The sequence below is a fragment of the Enterobacter sp. CPE_E863 genome (genome assembly GCF_046521465.1).
Classification (GTDB): domain Bacteria; phylum Pseudomonadota; class Gammaproteobacteria; order Enterobacterales; family Enterobacteriaceae; genus Enterobacter; species Enterobacter adelaidei.
Genome location: NZ_JBKFZX010000003.1, coordinates 169,948 through 188,263 on the forward strand (window position 1 = coordinate 169,948; position 18,316 = coordinate 188,263).

General features: G+C 54.2%; 18 protein-coding genes. 14 read left to right on the forward strand and 4 right to left on the reverse strand.

Annotation, left to right across the window (positions count from 1 at the left end):
• The first annotated feature begins 41 nt into the window (after nucleotides 1-41).
• The 5 genes from proY (at nucleotide 42) to ACLHV8_RS24940 (ending at nucleotide 6,690) form a co-directional block, all read left to right on the forward strand.
• The gene (gene proY, locus ACLHV8_RS24920; protein WP_028017673.1) at nucleotides 42-1,415 is read left to right on the forward strand and encodes a proline-specific permease ProY; all 1,374 of its coding nucleotides are present in this window, start codon (nucleotides 42-44) and stop codon (nucleotides 1,413-1,415) included.
• 131 nt (nucleotides 1,416-1,546) lie between these two features.
• Nucleotides 1,547-3,364 carry a maltodextrin glucosidase gene (gene malZ, locus ACLHV8_RS24925; protein WP_208594378.1) on the forward strand — a complete coding sequence of 606 codons (1,818 nt, stop codon included), beginning with the start codon at nucleotides 1,547-1,549 and terminating at the stop codon, nucleotides 3,362-3,364.
• 200 nt (nucleotides 3,365-3,564) lie between these two features.
• A complete protein-coding gene (locus ACLHV8_RS24930) occupies nucleotides 3,565-4,206 on the forward strand; it encodes a hydrolase (protein WP_014069092.1) in 642 nt (213 codons plus the stop codon).
• Between the two features lie 48 nt (nucleotides 4,207-4,254).
• Nucleotides 4,255-4,800, forward strand: coding sequence for an antibiotic biosynthesis monooxygenase (locus ACLHV8_RS24935; protein ID WP_208594377.1), 546 nt, complete (start codon nucleotides 4,255-4,257; stop codon nucleotides 4,798-4,800).
• A gap of 21 nt (nucleotides 4,801-4,821) precedes the next feature.
• Nucleotides 4,822-6,690 carry an amidohydrolase gene (locus ACLHV8_RS24940; RefSeq protein WP_208594376.1) on the forward strand — a complete coding sequence of 623 codons (1,869 nt, stop codon included), beginning with the start codon at nucleotides 4,822-4,824 and terminating at the stop codon, nucleotides 6,688-6,690.
• A 45-nt stretch (nucleotides 6,691-6,735) separates the two neighbouring features.
• Here ACLHV8_RS24940 and ACLHV8_RS24945 read toward each other — a convergent pair whose 3' ends face one another.
• Both ACLHV8_RS24945 and acpH read right to left on the reverse strand, forming a co-directional pair.
• Nucleotides 6,736-7,338, reverse strand: coding sequence for a peroxiredoxin (locus tag ACLHV8_RS24945; protein WP_008503347.1), 603 nt, complete (start codon nucleotides 7,336-7,338; stop codon nucleotides 6,736-6,738).
• Nucleotides 7,339-7,465: 127 nt separating this feature from the next.
• The gene (acpH, locus tag ACLHV8_RS24950; RefSeq protein WP_128348506.1) at nucleotides 7,466-8,047 is read right to left on the reverse strand and encodes an ACP phosphodiesterase; all 582 of its coding nucleotides are present in this window, start codon (nucleotides 8,045-8,047) and stop codon (nucleotides 7,466-7,468) included.
• A gap of 92 nt (nucleotides 8,048-8,139) precedes the next feature.
• Between acpH and queA the strand changes: the two genes are divergently transcribed.
• From queA to ACLHV8_RS24985, 7 genes are all read left to right on the forward strand, one after another.
• Entirely contained in the window at nucleotides 8,140-9,210 is a 1,071-nt protein-coding gene (gene queA / locus ACLHV8_RS24955; RefSeq protein WP_208594375.1) for a tRNA preQ1(34) S-adenosylmethionine ribosyltransferase-isomerase QueA, read from the forward strand.
• 53 nt (nucleotides 9,211-9,263) lie between these two features.
• On the forward strand, nucleotides 9,264-10,391 hold the full coding sequence (gene tgt / locus ACLHV8_RS24960; RefSeq protein ID WP_028017667.1) for a tRNA guanosine(34) transglycosylase Tgt: 1,128 nt from the start codon (nucleotides 9,264-9,266) through the stop codon (nucleotides 10,389-10,391).
• 22 nt (nucleotides 10,392-10,413) lie between these two features.
• Nucleotides 10,414-10,746, forward strand: coding sequence for a preprotein translocase subunit YajC (gene yajC, locus ACLHV8_RS24965; RefSeq protein WP_000007630.1), 333 nt, complete (start codon nucleotides 10,414-10,416; stop codon nucleotides 10,744-10,746).
• A gap of 27 nt (nucleotides 10,747-10,773) precedes the next feature.
• The gene (gene secD / locus ACLHV8_RS24970; protein WP_072032696.1) at nucleotides 10,774-12,621 is read left to right on the forward strand and encodes a protein translocase subunit SecD; all 1,848 of its coding nucleotides are present in this window, start codon (nucleotides 10,774-10,776) and stop codon (nucleotides 12,619-12,621) included.
• Between the two features lie 10 nt (nucleotides 12,622-12,631).
• Complete coding sequence (gene secF / locus ACLHV8_RS24975; protein ID WP_028017665.1) at nucleotides 12,632-13,603, forward strand: protein translocase subunit SecF; 972 nt, start codon at nucleotides 12,632-12,634, stop codon at nucleotides 13,601-13,603.
• Between the two features lie 140 nt (nucleotides 13,604-13,743).
• Nucleotides 13,744-14,109: a VOC family protein gene (locus tag ACLHV8_RS24980; RefSeq protein ID WP_108090709.1), complete on the forward strand. Its 366-nt coding sequence runs from the start codon at nucleotides 13,744-13,746 to the stop codon at nucleotides 14,107-14,109.
• A 14-nt stretch (nucleotides 14,110-14,123) separates the two neighbouring features.
• Nucleotides 14,124-14,804: a helix-turn-helix transcriptional regulator gene (locus ACLHV8_RS24985; protein WP_208594374.1), complete on the forward strand. Its 681-nt coding sequence runs from the start codon at nucleotides 14,124-14,126 to the stop codon at nucleotides 14,802-14,804.
• A gap of 46 nt (nucleotides 14,805-14,850) precedes the next feature.
• Here the strand turns inward: ACLHV8_RS24985 and ACLHV8_RS24990 are convergent, their stop codons facing one another.
• Together ACLHV8_RS24990 and ACLHV8_RS24995 are read right to left on the reverse strand one after the other, a co-directional pair.
• Nucleotides 14,851-15,735, reverse strand: coding sequence for a nucleoside-specific channel-forming protein Tsx (locus ACLHV8_RS24990; RefSeq protein ID WP_028017662.1), 885 nt, complete (start codon nucleotides 15,733-15,735; stop codon nucleotides 14,851-14,853).
• Nucleotides 15,736-16,002: 267 nt separating this feature from the next.
• Nucleotides 16,003-16,542, reverse strand: a complete 540-nt coding sequence (locus ACLHV8_RS24995) for a DUF3251 domain-containing protein (RefSeq protein ID WP_028017661.1) — start codon at nucleotides 16,540-16,542, stop codon at nucleotides 16,003-16,005.
• Between the two features lie 152 nt (nucleotides 16,543-16,694).
• On the opposite strand from ACLHV8_RS24995, the gene nrdR reads away from it, so the two are divergent.
• Both nrdR and ribD read left to right on the forward strand, forming a co-directional pair.
• Entirely contained in the window at nucleotides 16,695-17,144 is a 450-nt protein-coding gene (gene nrdR / locus ACLHV8_RS25000; protein WP_008503337.1) for a transcriptional regulator NrdR, read from the forward strand.
• 4 nt (nucleotides 17,145-17,148) lie between these two features.
• Nucleotides 17,149-18,252 carry a bifunctional diaminohydroxyphosphoribosylaminopyrimidine deaminase/5-amino-6-(5-phosphoribosylamino)uracil reductase RibD gene (ribD, locus tag ACLHV8_RS25005; RefSeq protein WP_108090708.1) on the forward strand — a complete coding sequence of 368 codons (1,104 nt, stop codon included), beginning with the start codon at nucleotides 17,149-17,151 and terminating at the stop codon, nucleotides 18,250-18,252.
• Nucleotides 18,253-18,316: the final 64 nt, after the last annotated feature.

Here is an 18,316-nt window from a genome sequence, read left to right on the forward strand (position 1 = left end):
CGTGGTTTTTTGTTTTTTTCGTGTTGAATGGCAAGATTTAAATGGAAAGCACTAACAAACTTAAACGTGGACTCAGCACGCGCCACATCCGCTTTATGGCGCTGGGCTCCGCTATCGGTACCGGTCTTTTTTATGGCTCGGCAGATGCCATTAAAATGGCCGGTCCAAGCGTTCTGTTGGCCTACATCATCGGCGGTGTGGCGGCCTATATCATCATGCGTGCCCTCGGGGAGATGTCGGTTCACAATCCGTCAGCCAGTTCGTTCTCCCGTTACGCGCAGGAAAACTTAGGTCCGCTGGCCGGGTTTATTACCGGCTGGACCTATTGCTTTGAAATCCTGATTGTGGCGATTGCCGATGTGACCGCGTTTGGTATCTATATGGGGGTCTGGTTCCCGGCGGTACCGCACTGGATTTGGGTGCTGAGCGTGGTGCTGATCATCTGCGCGGTTAACCTGATGAGCGTGAAAGTCTTCGGTGAACTGGAGTTCTGGTTCTCTTTCTTTAAGGTCGCCACCATCATCATCATGATTGTCGCCGGTTTCGGGATCATCATCTGGGGGATTGGTAACGGCGGTCAGCCGACCGGTATCCATAACCTCTGGAGCAACGGCGGCTTCTTCAGTAATGGCTGGCTCGGCATGGTGATGTCGCTCCAGATGGTGATGTTTGCCTACGGCGGTATTGAGATTATCGGTATCACCGCCGGGGAAGCGAAAGACCCGGAGAAGTCGATTCCGCGCGCCATCAACTCGGTGCCGATGCGTATTCTGGTGTTCTATGTGGGTACGCTGTTCGTGATCATGTCCATCTACCCGTGGAACCAGGTGGGCACTAACGGTAGCCCGTTTGTACTGACTTTCCAGCATATGGGCATTGCGTTTGCTGCCAGTATTCTGAACTTTGTCGTGCTGACAGCGTCGCTTTCCGCGATCAACAGTGACGTCTTTGGCGTGGGGCGTATGCTGCACGGCATGGCGGAGCAGGGCAGTGCGCCAAAGGTATTTGCCAAAACTTCACGCCGCGGTACGCCGTGGGTCACCGTGGTGGTGATGACCGTCGCACTGCTGTTCTCGGTTTACCTGAATTACATCATGCCGGAAAACGTCTTCCTGGTGATTGCATCGCTGGCGACCTTCGCGACGGTGTGGGTGTGGATTATGATCCTGCTGTCACAGATTGCATTCCGCCGTCGTCTGTCTCCGGATGAGGTGAAAGCGCTGAAGTTCAAAGTGCCGGGCGGTGTGGCAACGACCGTGGTTGGCCTGCTCTTCCTGGTCTTTATCATCGCCCTGATTGGCTACCACCCGGATACCCGTATTTCCTTATACGTCGGCTTCGCGTGGATCGTCCTGCTACTGGTTGGCTGGATGTTTAAATGCCGCCGTGACCGTCAGCTGGCGGAAGCACAGTAATGTTAATGCCCGACGATGTCGGGCATTTTTTCTCCTCCCCCATCCTCCTCCCCCAATAAACCGCATCATGATGAGCTAACCTTAACCACCCTGTGGCAAGGTGACGTCAATTTCATCAAAGGGGATTCGTGATGTTAAACGCCTGGCACCTTCCGGTTGCCCCATTTGTTAAGCAAAACAAAGACAACCTTGTGATTACGCTCTGGCTGACGGGGGAAAATCAGCCTGAACGCGTGACGCTCCGCGCCGAAATTGATAACGAAGAGACCGCGCTGAAAATGCACAAACAGCGTAGCCAGCCGCAGCCGGGTATCACAGCCTGGCGGGCAAATATCGACTTGCGCAGCGGGCAGCCACGCCGGCGCTACAGTTTCAAACTGCTGTGGAACAACCGTCAGCTGTGGTTTACCCCGCAGGGGTTTAGCCGTTTCCCTCCGGCCCGTCTTGAGCAGTTTGCCGTTGATTACCCGGATAACGGACCGCAATGGGTTAACGATCAGGTCTTTTACCAGATTTTCCCGGACCGCTTTGCCCGCAGTGAAAAACGCACTGCTGACCAGGATAAGATCTATCACCACCATGCCGCGGGCCATGACATTATCCTGAAAGCGTGGGATGAACCACTAACCGCGCAGGCGGGCGGTTCGACGTTCTACGGCGGCGATCTCGACGGTATCAGCGAAAAGTTGCCGTACCTGAAAAAGCTCGGCGTGACGGCGCTGTATCTCAACCCGGTGTTTAAAGCTCCGAGCGTACACAAATACGATACCGAAGATTATCGCCACGTTGACGCGCAGTTTGGCGGCGATGAGGCGTTATTGCGCCTGCGGCAGAACACCAGAAATGAAGGCATGCGCCTGATTCTGGACGGTGTGTTTAACCACAGCGGAGATTCACACGCGTGGTTTGACCGTCATAATCAGTCGATGAGCGGAGCATGCCATAACCCGGATTCACCGCAGAGAAGCTGGTATAGCTTTAATGAGGAGGGACGAGCGCTGGACTGGCTGGGTTATCCGAGCCTGCCAAAGCTGGATTTCCAGTCTCCTTCTCTGATCGATGAAATCTACGGCGGTGAAGACAGCATTGTGCGCCACTGGCTGAAAGCACCGTGGAATATGGATGGCTGGCGCCTGGATGTGGTGCACATGCTGGGCGAAGCGGGCGGGGCGCGGAACAATATTCAACACGTCACGGGTATTACCCGCTCGGCAAAAGTGGCTCAGCCAGAGGCATTTGTATTTGGCGAACATTTTGGCGATGCGCGCCAGTGGCTGCAGGCCGATGCGGAAGATGCGGCGATGAACTATCGTGGCTTTACCTTCCCGCTGTGGGGATTCCTCGCGAATACCGATATCTCCTACGATCCGAATCACATTGATGCCGAAACCTGTATGGCGTGGATGGATAATTACCGCGCTGGTCTGTCGCATCAGCAGCAACTGAGAATGTTTAATCAGCTGGATAGCCACGATACGGCGCGCTTTAAATCCCTGCTTGGCAAGGATGTGGCGCGTCTGCCGCTGGCGGTCACCTGGCTCTTCACATGGCCAGGCGTACCCTGTATTTACTACGGTGATGAAGTAGGGTTGGACGGTAACAATGATCCCTTCTGCCGCAAAACCTTCCCGTGGCAGCCAGCGAAACAGGACAAGGTGCTGTTCAGCCTTTATCAGCGGTTGGCGAAGTTACGTAAACAGCACCAGGCATTACGCTATGGCGGATGCCAGGTGCTGTACGCCCACAACAACGTGGTGGTGTTTGTCCGTGTTTATAACCAGCAGCGCGTGCTGGTGGCGATTAACCGGGGTGAGGCCTGTGAAGTGGTGCTGGATGACTCCCCATTGCTGCACGTGAAGGCGTGGCAATGTAAGGAGGGTAAAGGGACTCTTCAGGAAGGCATACTCTCATTACCTGCAATTTCTGCTTCCATCTGGTTCGGTAATTAATCTCTGTCTGCAACCGGTACGGTGTACGGGTTGCAGAATATTTCCCTGTGTTGTTCGGTTTTATTCAACAGAGGGGACAAATATCTTTACTATTCGCTCAGTCAATTCTCGCTATACTCAATTTGCTTTATCAGTCAGGGCCCTTTCTCATATAGCACACCGAATGTTTACTTTTAACCCATTGTTTAAAAGGTACTTTTATGTCTATTCGTGAACTGATTGACCCATCCAATTCCGCACTGATTTTTATCGATCACCAACCGCAAATGTCCTTTGGTGTCGCTAATATTGACCGTCAATTGCTGAAGAATAATACGGTAGCACTGGCGAAAGCCGGCAAAATTTTTGATGTTCCTGTTATCTACACGTCGGTCGAAACGAAAAGCTTCAGCGGCTATATCTGGCCAGAATTGCTGGCGGTTCATCCGGATGTCAAACCCATTGAACGTACCTCGATGAACTCCTGGGAAGACGATGCGTTTGTTGCGGCAGTTAAAGCAACGGGCCGTAAGAAACTTATCATCTCAGCCCTGTGGACCGAGGTTTGCCTGACTTTCCCGGCGCTGATGGCGCTCGACGAAGGCTTCGAAGTGTACGTGGTAACCGATACGTCCGGCGGTACATCCGTTGATGCGCACGAACGAGCGATTGACCGTATGGTTCAGGCCGGGGCCGTACCGGTGACCTGGCAGCAGGTGCTGCTTGAGTACCAGCGCGACTGGTCACGCAAAGGCACTTACGACGCGGTAATGGACCTGGTTCGCGAGCACAGCGGGGCTTATGGCATGGGCGTTGATTATGCCTACACCCTCGTTCATGGCGCGCCAGAACGTAAAGCGTAAACCTTTCAGGGCGGGGTTCTCCCGCCCATCAATGACCAGGGAGCTTTTATGGCGCAAACATCACATGTGACGCTGGTGATTACTCACACGTTACTTCCGGGACAGGCTGAGCACTACGAACAGTGGCTTGGCAGGATCATGCCCGTCGCGGCGGAATTTCCCGGCCATCTGGGCGCGAATGTGATCCGCCCGTCCGAAGGGCAAAACCTGTGGACGGTGATCATCCGCTTCGACACGCTTGAACACCTCTATGAGTGGACTCAGTCCGATACCCGTAATGGCCTGGTGAAAGAGATTGAACCGCTGCTGGCGGAAGGCGACAAAACCGAAGTGCGTACGGAACCTGCGTTCTGGTTTACGCCACCGGAGACACACGTACGTAAGCCAAAACAGTGGAAACAGTTTCTGATCACGCTCCTGGTGATCTTTCCCAGCACCAATCTGGTACCACAAGTGACTGGCGCGCTGCTTCCTGGCCTGAAAGGCTCATTGCTGCTGCATTTGATTAACGATGCCTGTGTGGTCGCGCTGGTGGTCTGGCTGTGGATGCCCATCGTGACCCGTCTGTTTGCCGGATGGCTAAAAAAAGCCTGATTCGGCCGAAAGGAGTACGTTATGTCTCAAACTGCCACACTGATCTTAACTAAGGGTAAGATCCATACACTCGATCGTGAGAATCCGCTTACCGAGGCGGTAGCGATCGCCAACGGCAAGATCCTTGCTACGGGTAATCACGATCGCATCATGAGTTATGCGACGCAGGGAACGCAGATCGTCGATTTACAGGGAAGCACGGTAATCCCCGGCCTGAACGATTCTCACCTGCACCTGATCCGCGGCGGGCTCAATTACAACCTGGAGCTGCGCTGGGAAGGTGTTCCTTCACTGGCGGATGCGTTGCGCATGCTTAAAGTTCAGGCCGACCGCACGCCGTCACCACAGTGGGTGCGTGTTGTCGGCGGCTGGAGCGAGTTTCAGTTTGCTGAACGTCGAATGCCGACCATCGAAGAACTCAATGAGGCGGCACCGGACACCCCGGTATTTGTGCTGCATCTCTACGATCGCGCGTTGCTCAACCGTGCGGCGTTGAAAGCTGTCGGGTATACCAAAGAGACCCCGAACCCGCCGGGCGGCGAGATTGTGCGCGATAACAACGGTAACCCGACCGGGATGCTGATCGCCAAACCTAATGCGATGATCCTCTACGCCACCCTGGCGAAAGGGCCGAAACTGCCCATTGAGCAGCAGGTGAACTCTACGCGCCAGTTTATGCGCGAGCTGAACCGCCTGGGGTTGACCAGCGCAATTGATGCAGGGGGCGGTTTCCAGAACTACCCGGAAGATTACGAGGTCATTGCTGAGCTGCACGCCAAAGCGCAGATGACTGTGCGCATTGCTTACAACCTCTTTACCCAGCGCCCGAAACAGGAACTGGACGATTTTGAGCGCTGGACCGATATGCTCAAACCGGGTCAGGGAACGGATTTCTATCGCGCGAACGGAGCCGGTGAGATGCTGGTCTTCTCGGCGGCGGATTTCGAGGATTTCCTTCAGCCGCGTCCGGATCTGCCGGAAGGAATGGAAGACGAACTGGAGCGTGTGGTGCGTCATCTGGTGGAAAACCGCTGGCCGTTCCGCCTGCACGCGACTTACGACGAATCCATCAGTCGGATGCTGGATGTGTTCGAGAAAGTGAACCGCGATATCCCGTTCAACGGGCTGCACTGGTTCTTCGACCATGCAGAAACCATTACCGAGCGAAATATTGAACGCGTTAAGGCGTTGGGCGGTGGGATTGCGGTCCAGCACCGCATGGCATTCCAGGGCGAGTACTTTGTCGACCGCTATGGCAAAGAGGCGGTGAAGCATACGCCGCCGGTAGCGAAAATGCTGGAACTGGATGTGCCGGTGGGGTTAGGAACGGACGCGACCCGCGTGGCGAGCTATAACCCTTGGACGGCGCTCTACTGGCTGGTATCCGGGCGTACCGTGGGTGGGCTCGCGATGTATGACGACAATAACCGTCTGCCGCGTGACGTTGCCCTTGAGCTGTGGACGGCAGGCAGTGCGTGGTTTTCCAGCGAGCAGGGTAAAAAAGGTCGCCTGGTCGAAGGGCAACTGGCGGACCTGGTGGTGCTGTCGAAAGACTACTTCAGCGTGCCGGAAGAGGAGATCAAAGGTATTGAATCGGTACTGACCGTGGTGGATGGCAAGGTGGTGTATGCCGCCGGACATTTCAGCCCACTGTCGCCACCGCCAATTCCGGTTGTGCCAGAGTGGTCGCCGGTGGTGAAGGTACCCGGACATTATCGCTCCGCACCGCCAGCCGCCAGTAAAGTGGGCGCGGTGGTACAGATGCACCAGTGCATCGGGAGTTGTGGCGTGCATGGGCACGCGCACGGTATCGCGCGCCATTCGGATATTCCTGTCTCCGATGAACAGGCATTCTGGGGCGTGTTAGGGTGTTCGTGCTTCGCGTTCTAAAACAAAAGGCCCGCATAAGCGGGCCTTTTTCGTAAACCGTGCCGATTACAGGCTGGATACGTTCTCAGACAGGTATTTCGCTACGCCGTCTGGAGAGGCAGCCATACCTTCTTTACCTTTTTCCCACTGAGCCGGGCATACTTCACCGTGCTCTTCGTGGAACTGCAGCGCGTCAACCATACGCAGCATTTCGTCGATGTTACGACCCAGTGGCAGATCGTTCACAACCTGGTGACGCACGATGCCGTTTGCGTCGATCAGGAAAGAACCACGCAGTGCAACGCCAGCGTCCGGATGTTCGATACCGTAAGCCTGCTGGATTTCGCGTTTGATGTCCGCAACCATTGCGTATTTCACCGCACCGATGCCGCCTTTGTCGACAGGGGTGTTACGCCATGCGTTGTGTACAAATTCAGAGTCGAAGGAGACGCCAACAACTTCTACGCCACGCTTCTGGAATTCTTCGTAACGTTTGTCGAACGCGATCAGCTCAGATGGGCAAACGAAAGTGAAGTCCATTGGCCAGAAGAACAGAACGGTCGCTTTACCGTTGGTGTGCTGTTTGAAGTTGAAGTTTTCAACGATTTCACCGTTGCCCAGAACTGCTGCAGCTGTAAAATCCGGAGCCGGACGAGTTACCAGAACCATATGATTCTCCTGTAGATACTAAGGTTATTTGGAACGCAACGCGAGCCAGTATAGAGAGTGTTCCAGGATAAGACAAAGAGGTGGTGACAATCGTTCCGCCAGCTTTTACCTATCAATGCGAATTCTGTCAGAGCTGTTTGCTTTTCGCCTGCGCCATCATGCGCGGATAGAATTGCCAGAATCGGGTCTCCAGCGCATCGTAATGTTCATCCAGGTCATACCAGGAGTCGCGCAGCGCATCCAGGCGCGGTCGGCGACTGGCCATCCCATTTAACACATTCTGAATGAAATCCATCTCGCGATAGCGCTCCAGCCAGCGTTCTGACCACAGGTAGTTATTCAGATTCACAAAGCGCGGCGGCGAGTCGGGCAAAATGATTGACACCTGCTGGTGGGCATAGCGCACAAAATCCGTTAATGGCAACTCCGGCGAGAGTTGTGCCCAGTGGCGCGACAGGAAATGATCCCACATCACATCAAGCGTGATCGGCGCTACCCGGCGCGTTTCGGGGCGAAACCACGCTTTGGCTTCCGTCACTTCCGGCAAGTTATCTGTCAGCACGTCGATACGGCGATGCATAAAAATACCGTCAACGATCTCAGGGGAATAGTTCTCAGCGGGGTTACCGCGTACGAAATCGGCCAGCAAATTACCGGAAAGGGAGCTGTCAGCGAGGTGCGCGAGATGCAGGTGAGCGAGAAAATTCATGCGTTTTATTTGTCCGGGGGTGGCTAGTTGTTGCAGCAAAAGGGTGTGAGCACTAGACTATGCCGCCTGTTTTTAAGTCACGAGTATACGTCATGCGCGTCGCCGATTTCTCCTTTGAACTACCTGAATCCCTGATTGCTCACTATCCAATGCCTGAGCGCAGTAGCTGTCGTTTGCTGTCACTGGATGGGCCAACGGGCGAGCTGACGCACGGTACTTTCACCGATTTGCTCGACAAGCTCAACCCTGGCGATCTGCTGGTCTTTAACAATACCCGCGTGATCCCAGCGCGCCTGTTCGGCCGTAAAGCCAGCGGCGGCAAGATTGAAGTGCTGGTCGAACGTATGCTCGATGATAAACGTATTCTGGCACATATTCGCGCCTCTAAAGCACCCAAACCGGGTGCAGAACTGCTGCTCGGTGATGACGAGAGCATCAAAGCGACCATGACCGCGCGCCACGATGCGCTGTTCGAGGTGGAATTCGATGACGAGCGTTCTGTGCTCGACATTCTGAATGCTATCGGCCACATGCCGTTGCCGCCGTACATTGAGCGTCCGGACGAAGAGGCCGACCGCGAGCTGTACCAGACTGTCTATAGCCAGAAACCTGGCGCAGTCGCCGCGCCGACCGCGGGTCTGCACTTTGATGAACCGCTGCTGGAAAAACTGCGTGCAAAAGGCGTTGAGATGGCGTTCGTGACGCTGCACGTTGGCGCGGGTACCTTCCAGCCGGTGCGCGTGGACAGCATCGAAGATCACATCATGCACTCCGAGTATGCCGAAGTAACGCAGGACGTAGTGGATGCTGTTCTGGCGGCGAAAGGCCGGGGGAGCCGCGTGATTGCCGTCGGCACTACCTCTGTGCGTTCGCTTGAGAGCGCCGCACAGGCCGCGAAGAACGATCTTATCGAACCGTTCTTTGGCGATACGCAGATCTTCATCTACCCAGGTTATCAGTACAAAGTCATTGATGCGCTGGTGACCAACTTCCATCTGCCTGAATCCACGCTGATTATGCTGGTGTCCGCGTTTGCGGGTTATCAGCATACGATGAATGCCTACAAGTCTGCGGTAGAACAAAAATATCGCTTTTTTAGCTACGGGGACGCGATGTTTATCACGTACAATCCGCAGGCTTTGAATGAGCGTGTCGGGGAATAAGTCCGCGGCACCGTTTTACAACGTTGGACTGTTTTTCTGACGTCGGAGAAAAAATGAAATTTGAACTCGATACCACCGATGGCCGCGCGCGTCGCGGTCGCCTGGTGTTTGATCGCGGTGTGGTGGAAACCCCCGCGTTTATGCCTGTGGGCACCTACGGCACCGTAAAAGGGATGACGCCGGAAGAAGTGGAAGCCACTGGCGCACAGATTATCCTCGGCAACACCTTCCACCTGTGGCTGCGTCCGGGTCAGGAGATCATGAAGCTCCACGGTGACCTGCACGACTTCATGCAGTGGAAAGGCCCAATCCTGACCGACTCCGGCGGTTTCCAGGTCTTCAGCCTGGGTGATATTCGCAAGATCACTGAGCAGGGCGTACACTTCCGTAACCCGATCAACGGCGATCCTATTTTCCTCGATCCAGAAAAATCGATGGAGATTCAGTACGATCTCGGTTCTGACATCGTCATGATCTTCGACGAATGTACACCGTATCCGGCCGACTGGGATTACGCTAAACGTTCTATGGAGATGTCTTTGCGTTGGGCGAAGCGTAGCCGCGATCGTTTTGACTCCCTGGAGAACAAAAATGCGCTGTTCGGCATTATTCAGGGCAGTGTTTACGAAGATTTACGTGATATCTCCGTTAAAGGTCTGGTAGAGATAGGTTTTGATGGCTACGCTGTCGGCGGTTTGGCTGTGGGTGAGCCGAAGGAAGACATGCATCGCATTCTGGAACATGTCTGCCCGCAAATCCCGGCAGATAAACCCCGTTACCTGATGGGTGTGGGTAAACCAGAAGATCTGGTTGAAGGTGTACGTCGCGGCATTGATATGTTCGACTGCGTGATGCCAACCCGTAACGCGCGTAATGGTCATCTGTTTGTTACCGATGGCGTGGTGAAAATCCGTAACGCGAAGCATAAGAGTGACACCAGTCCGCTCGATGCCGAGTGCGATTGCTATACCTGTCGCAATTATTCTCGCGCGTATCTGCATCATCTCGATCGTTGCAATGAGATTTTGGGTGCGCGTCTCAATACCATTCATAACCTTCGCTATTATCAGCGCTTAATGGCTGGTTTACGCAAGGCTATCGAAGAGGGTAAATTAGAGAGCTTCGTGACCGATTTCTACCAACGTCAGGGTCGAACCGTTCCACCTTTGAACGTTGATTAATTTTAATAATGAGGGAATTTGAATGAGCTTTTTTATTTCTGATGCGGTAGCGGCAACAGGTGCTCCGGCGCAGGGCAGCCCGATGTCTCTGATTCTGATGCTGGTTGTGTTCGGTCTGATCTTCTACTTCATGATCCTGCGCCCACAGCAAAAGCGTACCAAAGAGCACAAAAAGCTGATGGACTCCATCGCGAAAGGCGATGAAGTGCTGACCAACGGTGGTCTGGTTGGTCGCGTAACCAAAGTGGCTGAAAGCGGCTACATTGCTATCGCGCTGAACGACACCACTGAAGTGGTTATCAAACGTGACTTCGTAGCTGCCGTTCTGCCGAAAGGCACTATGAAGGCGCTGTAATCCCAACTTTTCCCAAAGGGAACTGCCGTGTTAAACCGTTATCCTTTGTGGAAGTACATCATGCTGGTCGTCGTGATTCTCGTCGGCCTGCTGTACGCGCTTCCCAACCTGTATGGTGAGGATCCGGCTGTTCAAATCACTGGCGCGCGCGGTGTCGCCGCCAGTGAGCAAACGCTGATCCAGGTCCAGAAAACGTTACAAGAAGAAAAAATTACCGCTAAGTCTGTGGCTCTGGAAGAGGGTGCAATTCTTGCTCGCTTCGACACCACCGACACGCAGCTCCGCGCCCGTGAAGCGCTGATGGGCGTGCTGGGTGATAAATATGTCGTGGCGCTTAACCTTGCTCCTGCAACCCCTCGTTGGCTGGCTGCACTGAACGCAGAGCCAATGAAACTCGGTCTTGACCTGCGTGGTGGCGTTCACTTCCTGATGGAAGTGGATATGGATACCGCGCTGGGCAAACTGCAGGAACAGAATATCGACAGCCTGCGTAGCGATCTGCGTGAAAAAGGCATCGCGTACACTACCGTACGTAAAGAAGATAACTACGGTATGAGCATCACGTTCCGCGACAGCGCGGCGCGCGATCAGGCTGTAACTTATCTGTCTCAGCGTCACCGCGATCTGGTGATCACCTCTTCAGGCAGCAACCAGCTGCGCGCGGTGATGACCGATGCGCGTCTGAGTGAAGCGCGTGAATACGCCGTTCAGCAGAACATTAACATTCTGCGTAACCGTGTAAACCAACTGGGTGTGGCTGAGCCTCTGGTACAGCGCCAGGGTGCTGACCGTATCGTGGTCGAACTGCCAGGTATCCAGGATACCGCACGTGCGAAAGAGATTCTGGGTGCGACCGCAACGCTCGAATTCCGTCTGGTTAACTCCAACGTTGATCAGTCCGCTGCCGCAGCAGGCCGTATTCCGGGTGACTCCGAAGTGAAACAGACCCGCGAAGGTCAGCCTGTTGTGCTGTACAAACGCGTGATCCTGACCGGTGACCACATCACTGACTCCACTTCCAGCCAGGACGAATACAACCAGCCGCAGGTTAACATCTCGCTGGATAGCGCGGGTGGTAACATCATGTCTAACTTCACCAAGGACAACATCGGTAAACCGATGGCGACCCTGTTCGTGGAGTACAAAGACAGCGGTAAGAAAGATGCCAATGGCCGTGCAGTGCTGGTGAAAGAGGAAGAGGTGATTAACATCGCCAATATCCAGTCTCGTCTGGGTAACAGCTTCCGTATTACCGGTATCAGCAACCCGAACGAAGCGCGTCAGCTCTCTCTGCTGCTGCGTGCCGGTGCGCTGATTGCACCAATTCAGATTGTTGAAGAACGTACCATTGGTCCTACTCTGGGTATGCAAAACATCCAGCAGGGTCTGGAAGCGTGTCTGGCCGGTCTGGTGGTCTCTATCCTGTTCATGATCTTCTTCTATAAGAAGTTTGGTCTTATTGCGACGTCCGCGCTGCTGGCTAACCTGGTGCTGATCATCGGCATCATGTCCCTGCTGCCGGGTGCGACGCTGACCATGCCGGGTATTGCGGGTATCGTTCTGACCCTTGCGGTGGCGGTCGACGCCAACGTACTGATCAACGAACGTATCAAAGAAGAGTTGAGCAACGGTCGCTCTGTGCAGCAGGCGATTGAAGAAGGCTATAAAGGCGCGTTCAGCTCCATCTTCGATGCGAACGTAACAACACTGATTAAGGTTCTTATCCTGTATGCAGTGGGTACTGGCGCGATCAAAGGCTTTGCGATTACTACCGGTATCGGTGTTGCAACGTCGATGTTTACCGCTATTGTCGGCACCCGTGCCATCGTGAACCTGCTGTACGGCGGCAAGCGCGTCAAAAAGCTGTCTATCTGAGGAGTGCGTTGTGGCACAGGAATATACTGTTGAACAATTAAACCACGGCCGTAAAGTCTGGGACTTTATGCGCTGGGACTACTGGGCCTTCGGCATTTCAGGTTTTCTGCTGATTCTGTCCATCGTTATTATGGGTGTGAAAGGCTTTAACTGGGGTCTCGATTTTACCGGCGGTACGGTAATTGAAATTTCCCTGGAAAAACCGATTGATATGGACCAGATGCGCGAATCGCTGCAGAAAGCGGGCTTTGAAGAGCCGCTGCTGCAAAACTTCGGCAGCAGCCGCGATATCATGGTGCGTATGCCTCCGGTACACGATGCCAACGGCAGCCAGGAGCTGGGCAGCAAGGTTGTTAGCGTGATTAACGAAACAACCAGCCAGAATGCGACGGTTAAGCGTATTGAGTTTGTCGGCCCAAGCGTGGGTGCAGACCTTGCCCAAACCGGTGCAATGGCGCTGATGGTGGCGCTGATCTCCATCCTGATTTACGTTGGTTTCCGCTTCGAGTGGCGACTGGCGGCAGGTGTGGTTATCGCGCTGGCGCACGACGTGGTGATCACCATGGGCGTACTGTCTTTGTTCCACATTGAGATTGACCTGACGATCGTGGCATCGCTGATGTCCGTTATCGGTTACTCACTGAACGACAGTATCGTGGTATCTGACCGTATTCGTGAAAACTTCCGTAAGATCCGTCGCGGTACGCCGTACGAAATCTTTAACGTGTCGTTGACCCAGACGCTGCACCGTACCTTGATCACATCCGGTACAACCTTGATGGTTATCCTGATGCTGTATCTCTTCGGTGGTCCGGTGCTGGAAGGCTTCTCGCTGACCATGCTTATCGGTGTGACTATCGGTACGGCGTCTTCTATTTACGTCGCATCCGCACTGGCACTGAAACTCGGCATGAAGCGCGAGCATTTGCTCCAGCAGAAAGTCGAGAAAGAAGGGGCGGATCAGCCGTCAATTCTGCCGTAAGACGTTTATCGCGTTATCGAAATCCCGGTCTGTTGACCGGGATTTTTTTTATCTGCTCCTGACAAACACTCCTGACAGTATGCTGTCAGGAGCCCTGTCGTAGACTCTTGTCGAACCCAAACAAACAGTCAGGAGGATGTATGAAAAGTGTAATTAACTGGTTTGAAATCCCGGTCACGGATATGGATCGCGCGATTACTTTTTATGAGCCAGTGATGCAGGTTTCGTTAAAACGCGAGAAAATGGACTGCGCTGAGCTGGCCGTTTTCCCGCATGAGGATCCGGGTACCGGCGGAGCGCTGGCAAAATTTGAGGGCATTGTGCCGTCTCACGAAGGCGCTATTATCTACCTGCATACTGACAATCTGCCTGCTACGCTCGATCGTATCGTTACCGCAGGCGGTGAGTGTGTATTCGGCCCACTGGAATTACCTCGTGGCATTGGCACTATCGCATTGTTTACCGACAGTGAAGGTAATCGCGTCGGTCTCCATCAACCTGCCTGAGAGTTAACGAAAATATGACCCGACGCGCTGACCGTTTGTTTCAGATTGTGCAGATCCTGCGGGGCAGGCGTCTGACAACGGCAGCGCATCTGGCGGACAGGCTTGGCGTGTCTGAGCGGACGGTCTACCGCGATATCCGCGACTTGTCACTTTCCGGCGTGCCGGTGGAGGGCGAGGCGGGAAGCGGCTATCGGCTGATGTCGGGTTTTGATTTACCGCCGCTGATGCTGACAAACAAGGAGTCAGAGGCGCTGATGGTGGCGATTCGCCTGCTCAAAACCTGGGGAGGAGACTCGCTGTCGCGCGAACTGGAGTCGGCTCAGGAGAAGGTGTTAGCGATTCTGCCTGAGGAGAGTCGTCGAAAGGCGGAGCAGACGCGGATCTACGCCCCGGATTTTTGCATGCAAAGCCACTCCCGTAGCGATTTTGACATGATTCATCAGGCAATTTCCGCCCAGCGCGTGCTGGCGCTGCATTACCGTGATGAAGCCGGACAGCTCTCACAGCGTGAGGTTCAGCCGTTGGGATTGTTCTTCTGGGGGGAGCGCTGGCTGCTGGCGGCCTGGTGTGAACGGCGCGATGACTACCGCTGTTTCCGGCTCGACAGGTGTCTTAACATTGTGCAGACGGAGCGGCGGTTTAGCGAGAGTGCAGACAGGTCTCTGGCGGATTTTTTGCGGAAGGTTAAGCAGTAAAAAGCCAGCTCGTGAGCTGGCTTTTTGTCCGGCGGCTACCACAAGATTAGAAGTTGTAACCCACGACCAGGTAACCACCCCAACCGGTAGAACGAACGCTGAAGTCACCCTTACCGAAGTTCAGGCTGGCATCGTCGTTCCACTGGCCACCGTTGTGCCAGTAACGAGCAACAACGGAGTAGTGCCAGTGATCGTAGTTCAGAGCCAGGATGTGGCTGGAAGCGATAGAGTTGCTGGTACGAGCATGCTTCCCGTTGTTGTCATAGAAGTTATCGTCACCCAGATCTGAACCCCAGTCAAAGTTAGTGAAACCGATGTAGCTCAGATTACCGCCCCACAGCTGCGTCAGCGGTACAAAGTATTTCACTTTGAAACGGTATCCATCCCACTCGTTTTCGTTGGACGCACCGTAGTTCTGCCACTGGTATTTCGCGTAAATGTTCATGGACAGGCTCATCGGCAGACCCGTGTCGATGTCGGTACCCAGACCCATATACCAGGTGCTTTGTTCCTGAGAATCGTTGCGACCCATGTCATAGATGTAGTTGTTCGCGATGTACCACTCTTTGAACGGACCGAAGCTCAGATCGGTGCCGGTCAGTTTGTCGATGGAGAAGCGCGGTTCGATTTCCATGAACAGCGGGGAACCGTTGTTCCAGATACCTTTCGCATCGGTATTACCACCGAAGAACACCGGCAGATCCACGTAACCGTAGAAATCAAACCAGTCTTTCTTGGCGAATGCTTCGTACTCCAGGTAGGTATCGTTGCGGATCTGTGGTCCGAAACGGGTGTGGTAGCTGCCGACGACGTTAACGCTCTGGTGCCACCAGTCGGAGAGATATTGTGGTTTATCGTTTTCCGCTGCGTTAACAGTGAAAGAGGAGGAAAGTGCCAGCACGGTGCCGGCTGCAAGTAATGTTTTTTTCATAATCATGCCACTGATTGAAATTCCCTTCCGGGAGTGAAAAATGCGCGAATTGCGTTTCTAAATATTTCGTGTTTCTGCGGTGCCTATTATAGGAATCCCTGCTCACAAAAATATGTGTTGTTTCACATATCTCTCACACGCGTAATCGATTGCGTTCACGTTTGCGTACTTTAAACGGCCGGGATTGTAGCGACAATCATTAATGTTGCCAATCCATACGAAATGTAAATGTTAGCGGAGTGACATTGCACTCCGCTGCAGGAGGGGTTATTGCGCGGCGGGCTGGATATCGTGGATGCGGATAAAACCTAACTGATCTGGCGTGAGTCCACTCAGCTGAAGCGGGATATCAACATCGCTGGGCGCCAGTATACTCGCGGGGGCGGTGAATAGTTGGTTCTTCACATTCACTTCCTGGTAGCTCTCGGTAGTGCCCTGGATCTGGCCCCACTCGACGGTGCCAGTGAAGGCCGGAAGGGGATCGTTGGATTCACCCTGGATGCGTAATGTTGCGCGAGTACCATCTGCATTCGCCGCAACGTTCACCAGTGACATTTTCAGCGTGCCAATCTGGCTGTTGAGTCGCGCAGGCGTATTGGCACCAGGCAGCAGATACACCCCGCTGCTGGATTTTGCGTTCAGCGCGTTTTGTTGGGTGATCTTCACCGTTTCTTTATTCAGCTTATCCATTGCCGTATTGAGCGTATTGACGCTTTGTTTCATCTGGCGAACTTCGGTTTGCTGTGCACAGGCGCTAAGGGTGAAGAGGCTCCCCACCAGCAAAATCTTCAGGTAACGTCTTGTCATTGCGTTTATTTCCTTGAAATAACTGATCCTCATTATGGTAGCCAGCATCCACCTGTCAGACATAGATCCTTTGTCTCAAAAAGCTCTTCCTTTGTTGTCAGGCCAGATCAGGGTAAAATGAAAATCAGTTAACCGGATAACAGGGATACCGTATGCATTGCCCATTCTGCTCCGCTGTGGATACCAAAGTCATCGACTCTCGTCTTGTGGGCGAAGGGTCATCCGTACGCCGTCGTCGGCAATGTCTGGTGTGCAACGAGCGTTTCACGACCTTTGAGGTTGCTGAGCTGGTAATGCCGCGCGTGGTAAAAAGCAACGACGTGCGCGAGCCGTTTAACGAAGAGAAACTGCGCAGCGGAATGCTGAAGGCCCTGGAAAAACGTCCCGTCAGCGCGGATGACGTTGAAATGGCGTTAAACCACATTAAATCTTATCTTCGTGGTCTGGGTGAGCGTGAAGTGCCAAGCAAGATGATTGGCAACCTGGTGATGGAGCAGTTGAAAAAGCTCGATAAGGTCGCCTATATCCGCTTCGCTTCGGTCTACCGCAGTTTCGAAGATATCAAAGAGTTTGGCGAAGAGATCGCCCGCTTACAGGATTAAGCTCATGCAGGATGAGATTTACATGGCGCGAGCCATGAAGCTGGCGCAGCGCGGGCGTTTTACCACCCATCCCAACCCGAATGTCGGGTGCGTTATCGTCAAAGATGGCGAGATTGTGGGCGAAGGTTTTCACTATCGCGCGGGCGAGCCGCATGCTGAGGTGCACGCGTTGCGCATGGCCGGTGAGAAGGCGCGCGGTGCTACGGCCTACGTCACGCTGGAGCCCTGCAGCCATCATGGCCGTACGCCACCGTGCTGTGAAGCACTGATTGCGGCGGGTGTTTCACGCGTCGTCGCGTCAATGCAGGACCCGAACCCGCAGGTCGCCGGCCGCGGTTTGTATCGTCTGCAGCAGGAAGGGATTGACGTCAGCCATGGGCTGATGATGCAAGACGCGGAAGCGATCAATAAAGGCTTCCTCAAGCGCATGCGCACCGGGTTCCCGTATATCCAACTTAAGCTGGGCGCCTCTCTGGACGGTCGCACGGCAATGGCGAACGGTGAGAGCCAGTGGATCACCTCTCCGCAGGCAAGGCGCGATGTGCAACGTCTGCGTGCGCAAAGCCATGCTATCCTCACCAGCAGTGAAACCGTTCTGGCTGACGATCCCGCCATGACCGTGCGCTGGAACGAACTGAATGCCGATACCCAGGCGCTTTACCCGCAGGAGAACCTGCGTCAGCCGCTGCGTATTGTCATAGATAGCCAGAACCGCGTCACACCTGAACACCGCATTGTGCAGCAGCCCGGTGAAACCTGGATTGCGCGCACTAAAGAAGATTCACGTGACTGGCCGGAAGGCGTGCGCAGCATCATGGTGCCGGAGCATAACGGGCATCTGGATCTCGTGGTGTTAATGATGTTACTTGGCAAACAACAGGTAAACAGCATCTGGGTAGAAGCGGGGCCAACGCTCGCCGGTGCGCTCTTACAGGCTGGGCTGGTGGATGAGCTGATTGTTTATGTTGCGCCTAAACTGTTGGGTAGCGACGCGCGTGGCCTGTTTGTGCTGCCCGGCCTTGAAAAGCTGGCCGATGCACCACAACTCAAATTTAGCGAGATTCGTCCGGTGGGTCCGGATGTCTGCCTCCATTTAACGACAGCGTAATTGCTCCTGAAATAGGGAAGCAGTACGCAAAGTATTATGATAAAATCCGCCCCCCTGCGGGGCC

Coding starts and splice junctions, on each gene's coding strand:
- ACLHV8_RS24995 (WP_028017661.1), bottom strand. CDS start 16,542: ATGACAAGACGTTACCTGAAGATTTTGCTGGTGGGGAGCCTCTTCACC.
- tgt (WP_028017667.1), top strand. CDS start 9,264: ATGAAATTTGAACTCGATACCACCGATGGCCGCGCGCGTCGCGGTCGC.
- acpH (WP_128348506.1), bottom strand. CDS start 8,047: ATGAATTTTCTCGCTCACCTGCATCTCGCGCACCTCGCTGACAGCTCC.
- malZ (WP_208594378.1), top strand. CDS start 1,547: ATGTTAAACGCCTGGCACCTTCCGGTTGCCCCATTTGTTAAGCAAAAC.
- ACLHV8_RS24990 (WP_028017662.1), bottom strand. CDS start 15,735: ATGAAAAAAACATTACTTGCAGCCGGCACCGTGCTGGCACTTTCCTCC.
- ACLHV8_RS24945 (WP_008503347.1), bottom strand. CDS start 7,338: ATGGTTCTGGTAACTCGTCCGGCTCCGGATTTTACAGCTGCAGCAGTT.
- ACLHV8_RS24930 (WP_014069092.1), top strand. CDS start 3,565: ATGTCTATTCGTGAACTGATTGACCCATCCAATTCCGCACTGATTTTT.
- proY (WP_028017673.1), top strand. CDS start 42: ATGGAAAGCACTAACAAACTTAAACGTGGACTCAGCACGCGCCACATC.
- yajC (WP_000007630.1), top strand. CDS start 10,414: ATGAGCTTTTTTATTTCTGATGCGGTAGCGGCAACAGGTGCTCCGGCG.
- ACLHV8_RS24985 (WP_208594374.1), top strand. CDS start 14,124: ATGACCCGACGCGCTGACCGTTTGTTTCAGATTGTGCAGATCCTGCGG.
- queA (WP_208594375.1), top strand. CDS start 8,140: ATGCGCGTCGCCGATTTCTCCTTTGAACTACCTGAATCCCTGATTGCT.
- nrdR (WP_008503337.1), top strand. CDS start 16,695: ATGCATTGCCCATTCTGCTCCGCTGTGGATACCAAAGTCATCGACTCT.
- ribD (WP_108090708.1), top strand. CDS start 17,149: ATGCAGGATGAGATTTACATGGCGCGAGCCATGAAGCTGGCGCAGCGC.
- ACLHV8_RS24980 (WP_108090709.1), top strand. CDS start 13,744: ATGAAAAGTGTAATTAACTGGTTTGAAATCCCGGTCACGGATATGGAT.
- ACLHV8_RS24935 (WP_208594377.1), top strand. CDS start 4,255: ATGGCGCAAACATCACATGTGACGCTGGTGATTACTCACACGTTACTT.
- ACLHV8_RS24940 (WP_208594376.1), top strand. CDS start 4,822: ATGTCTCAAACTGCCACACTGATCTTAACTAAGGGTAAGATCCATACA.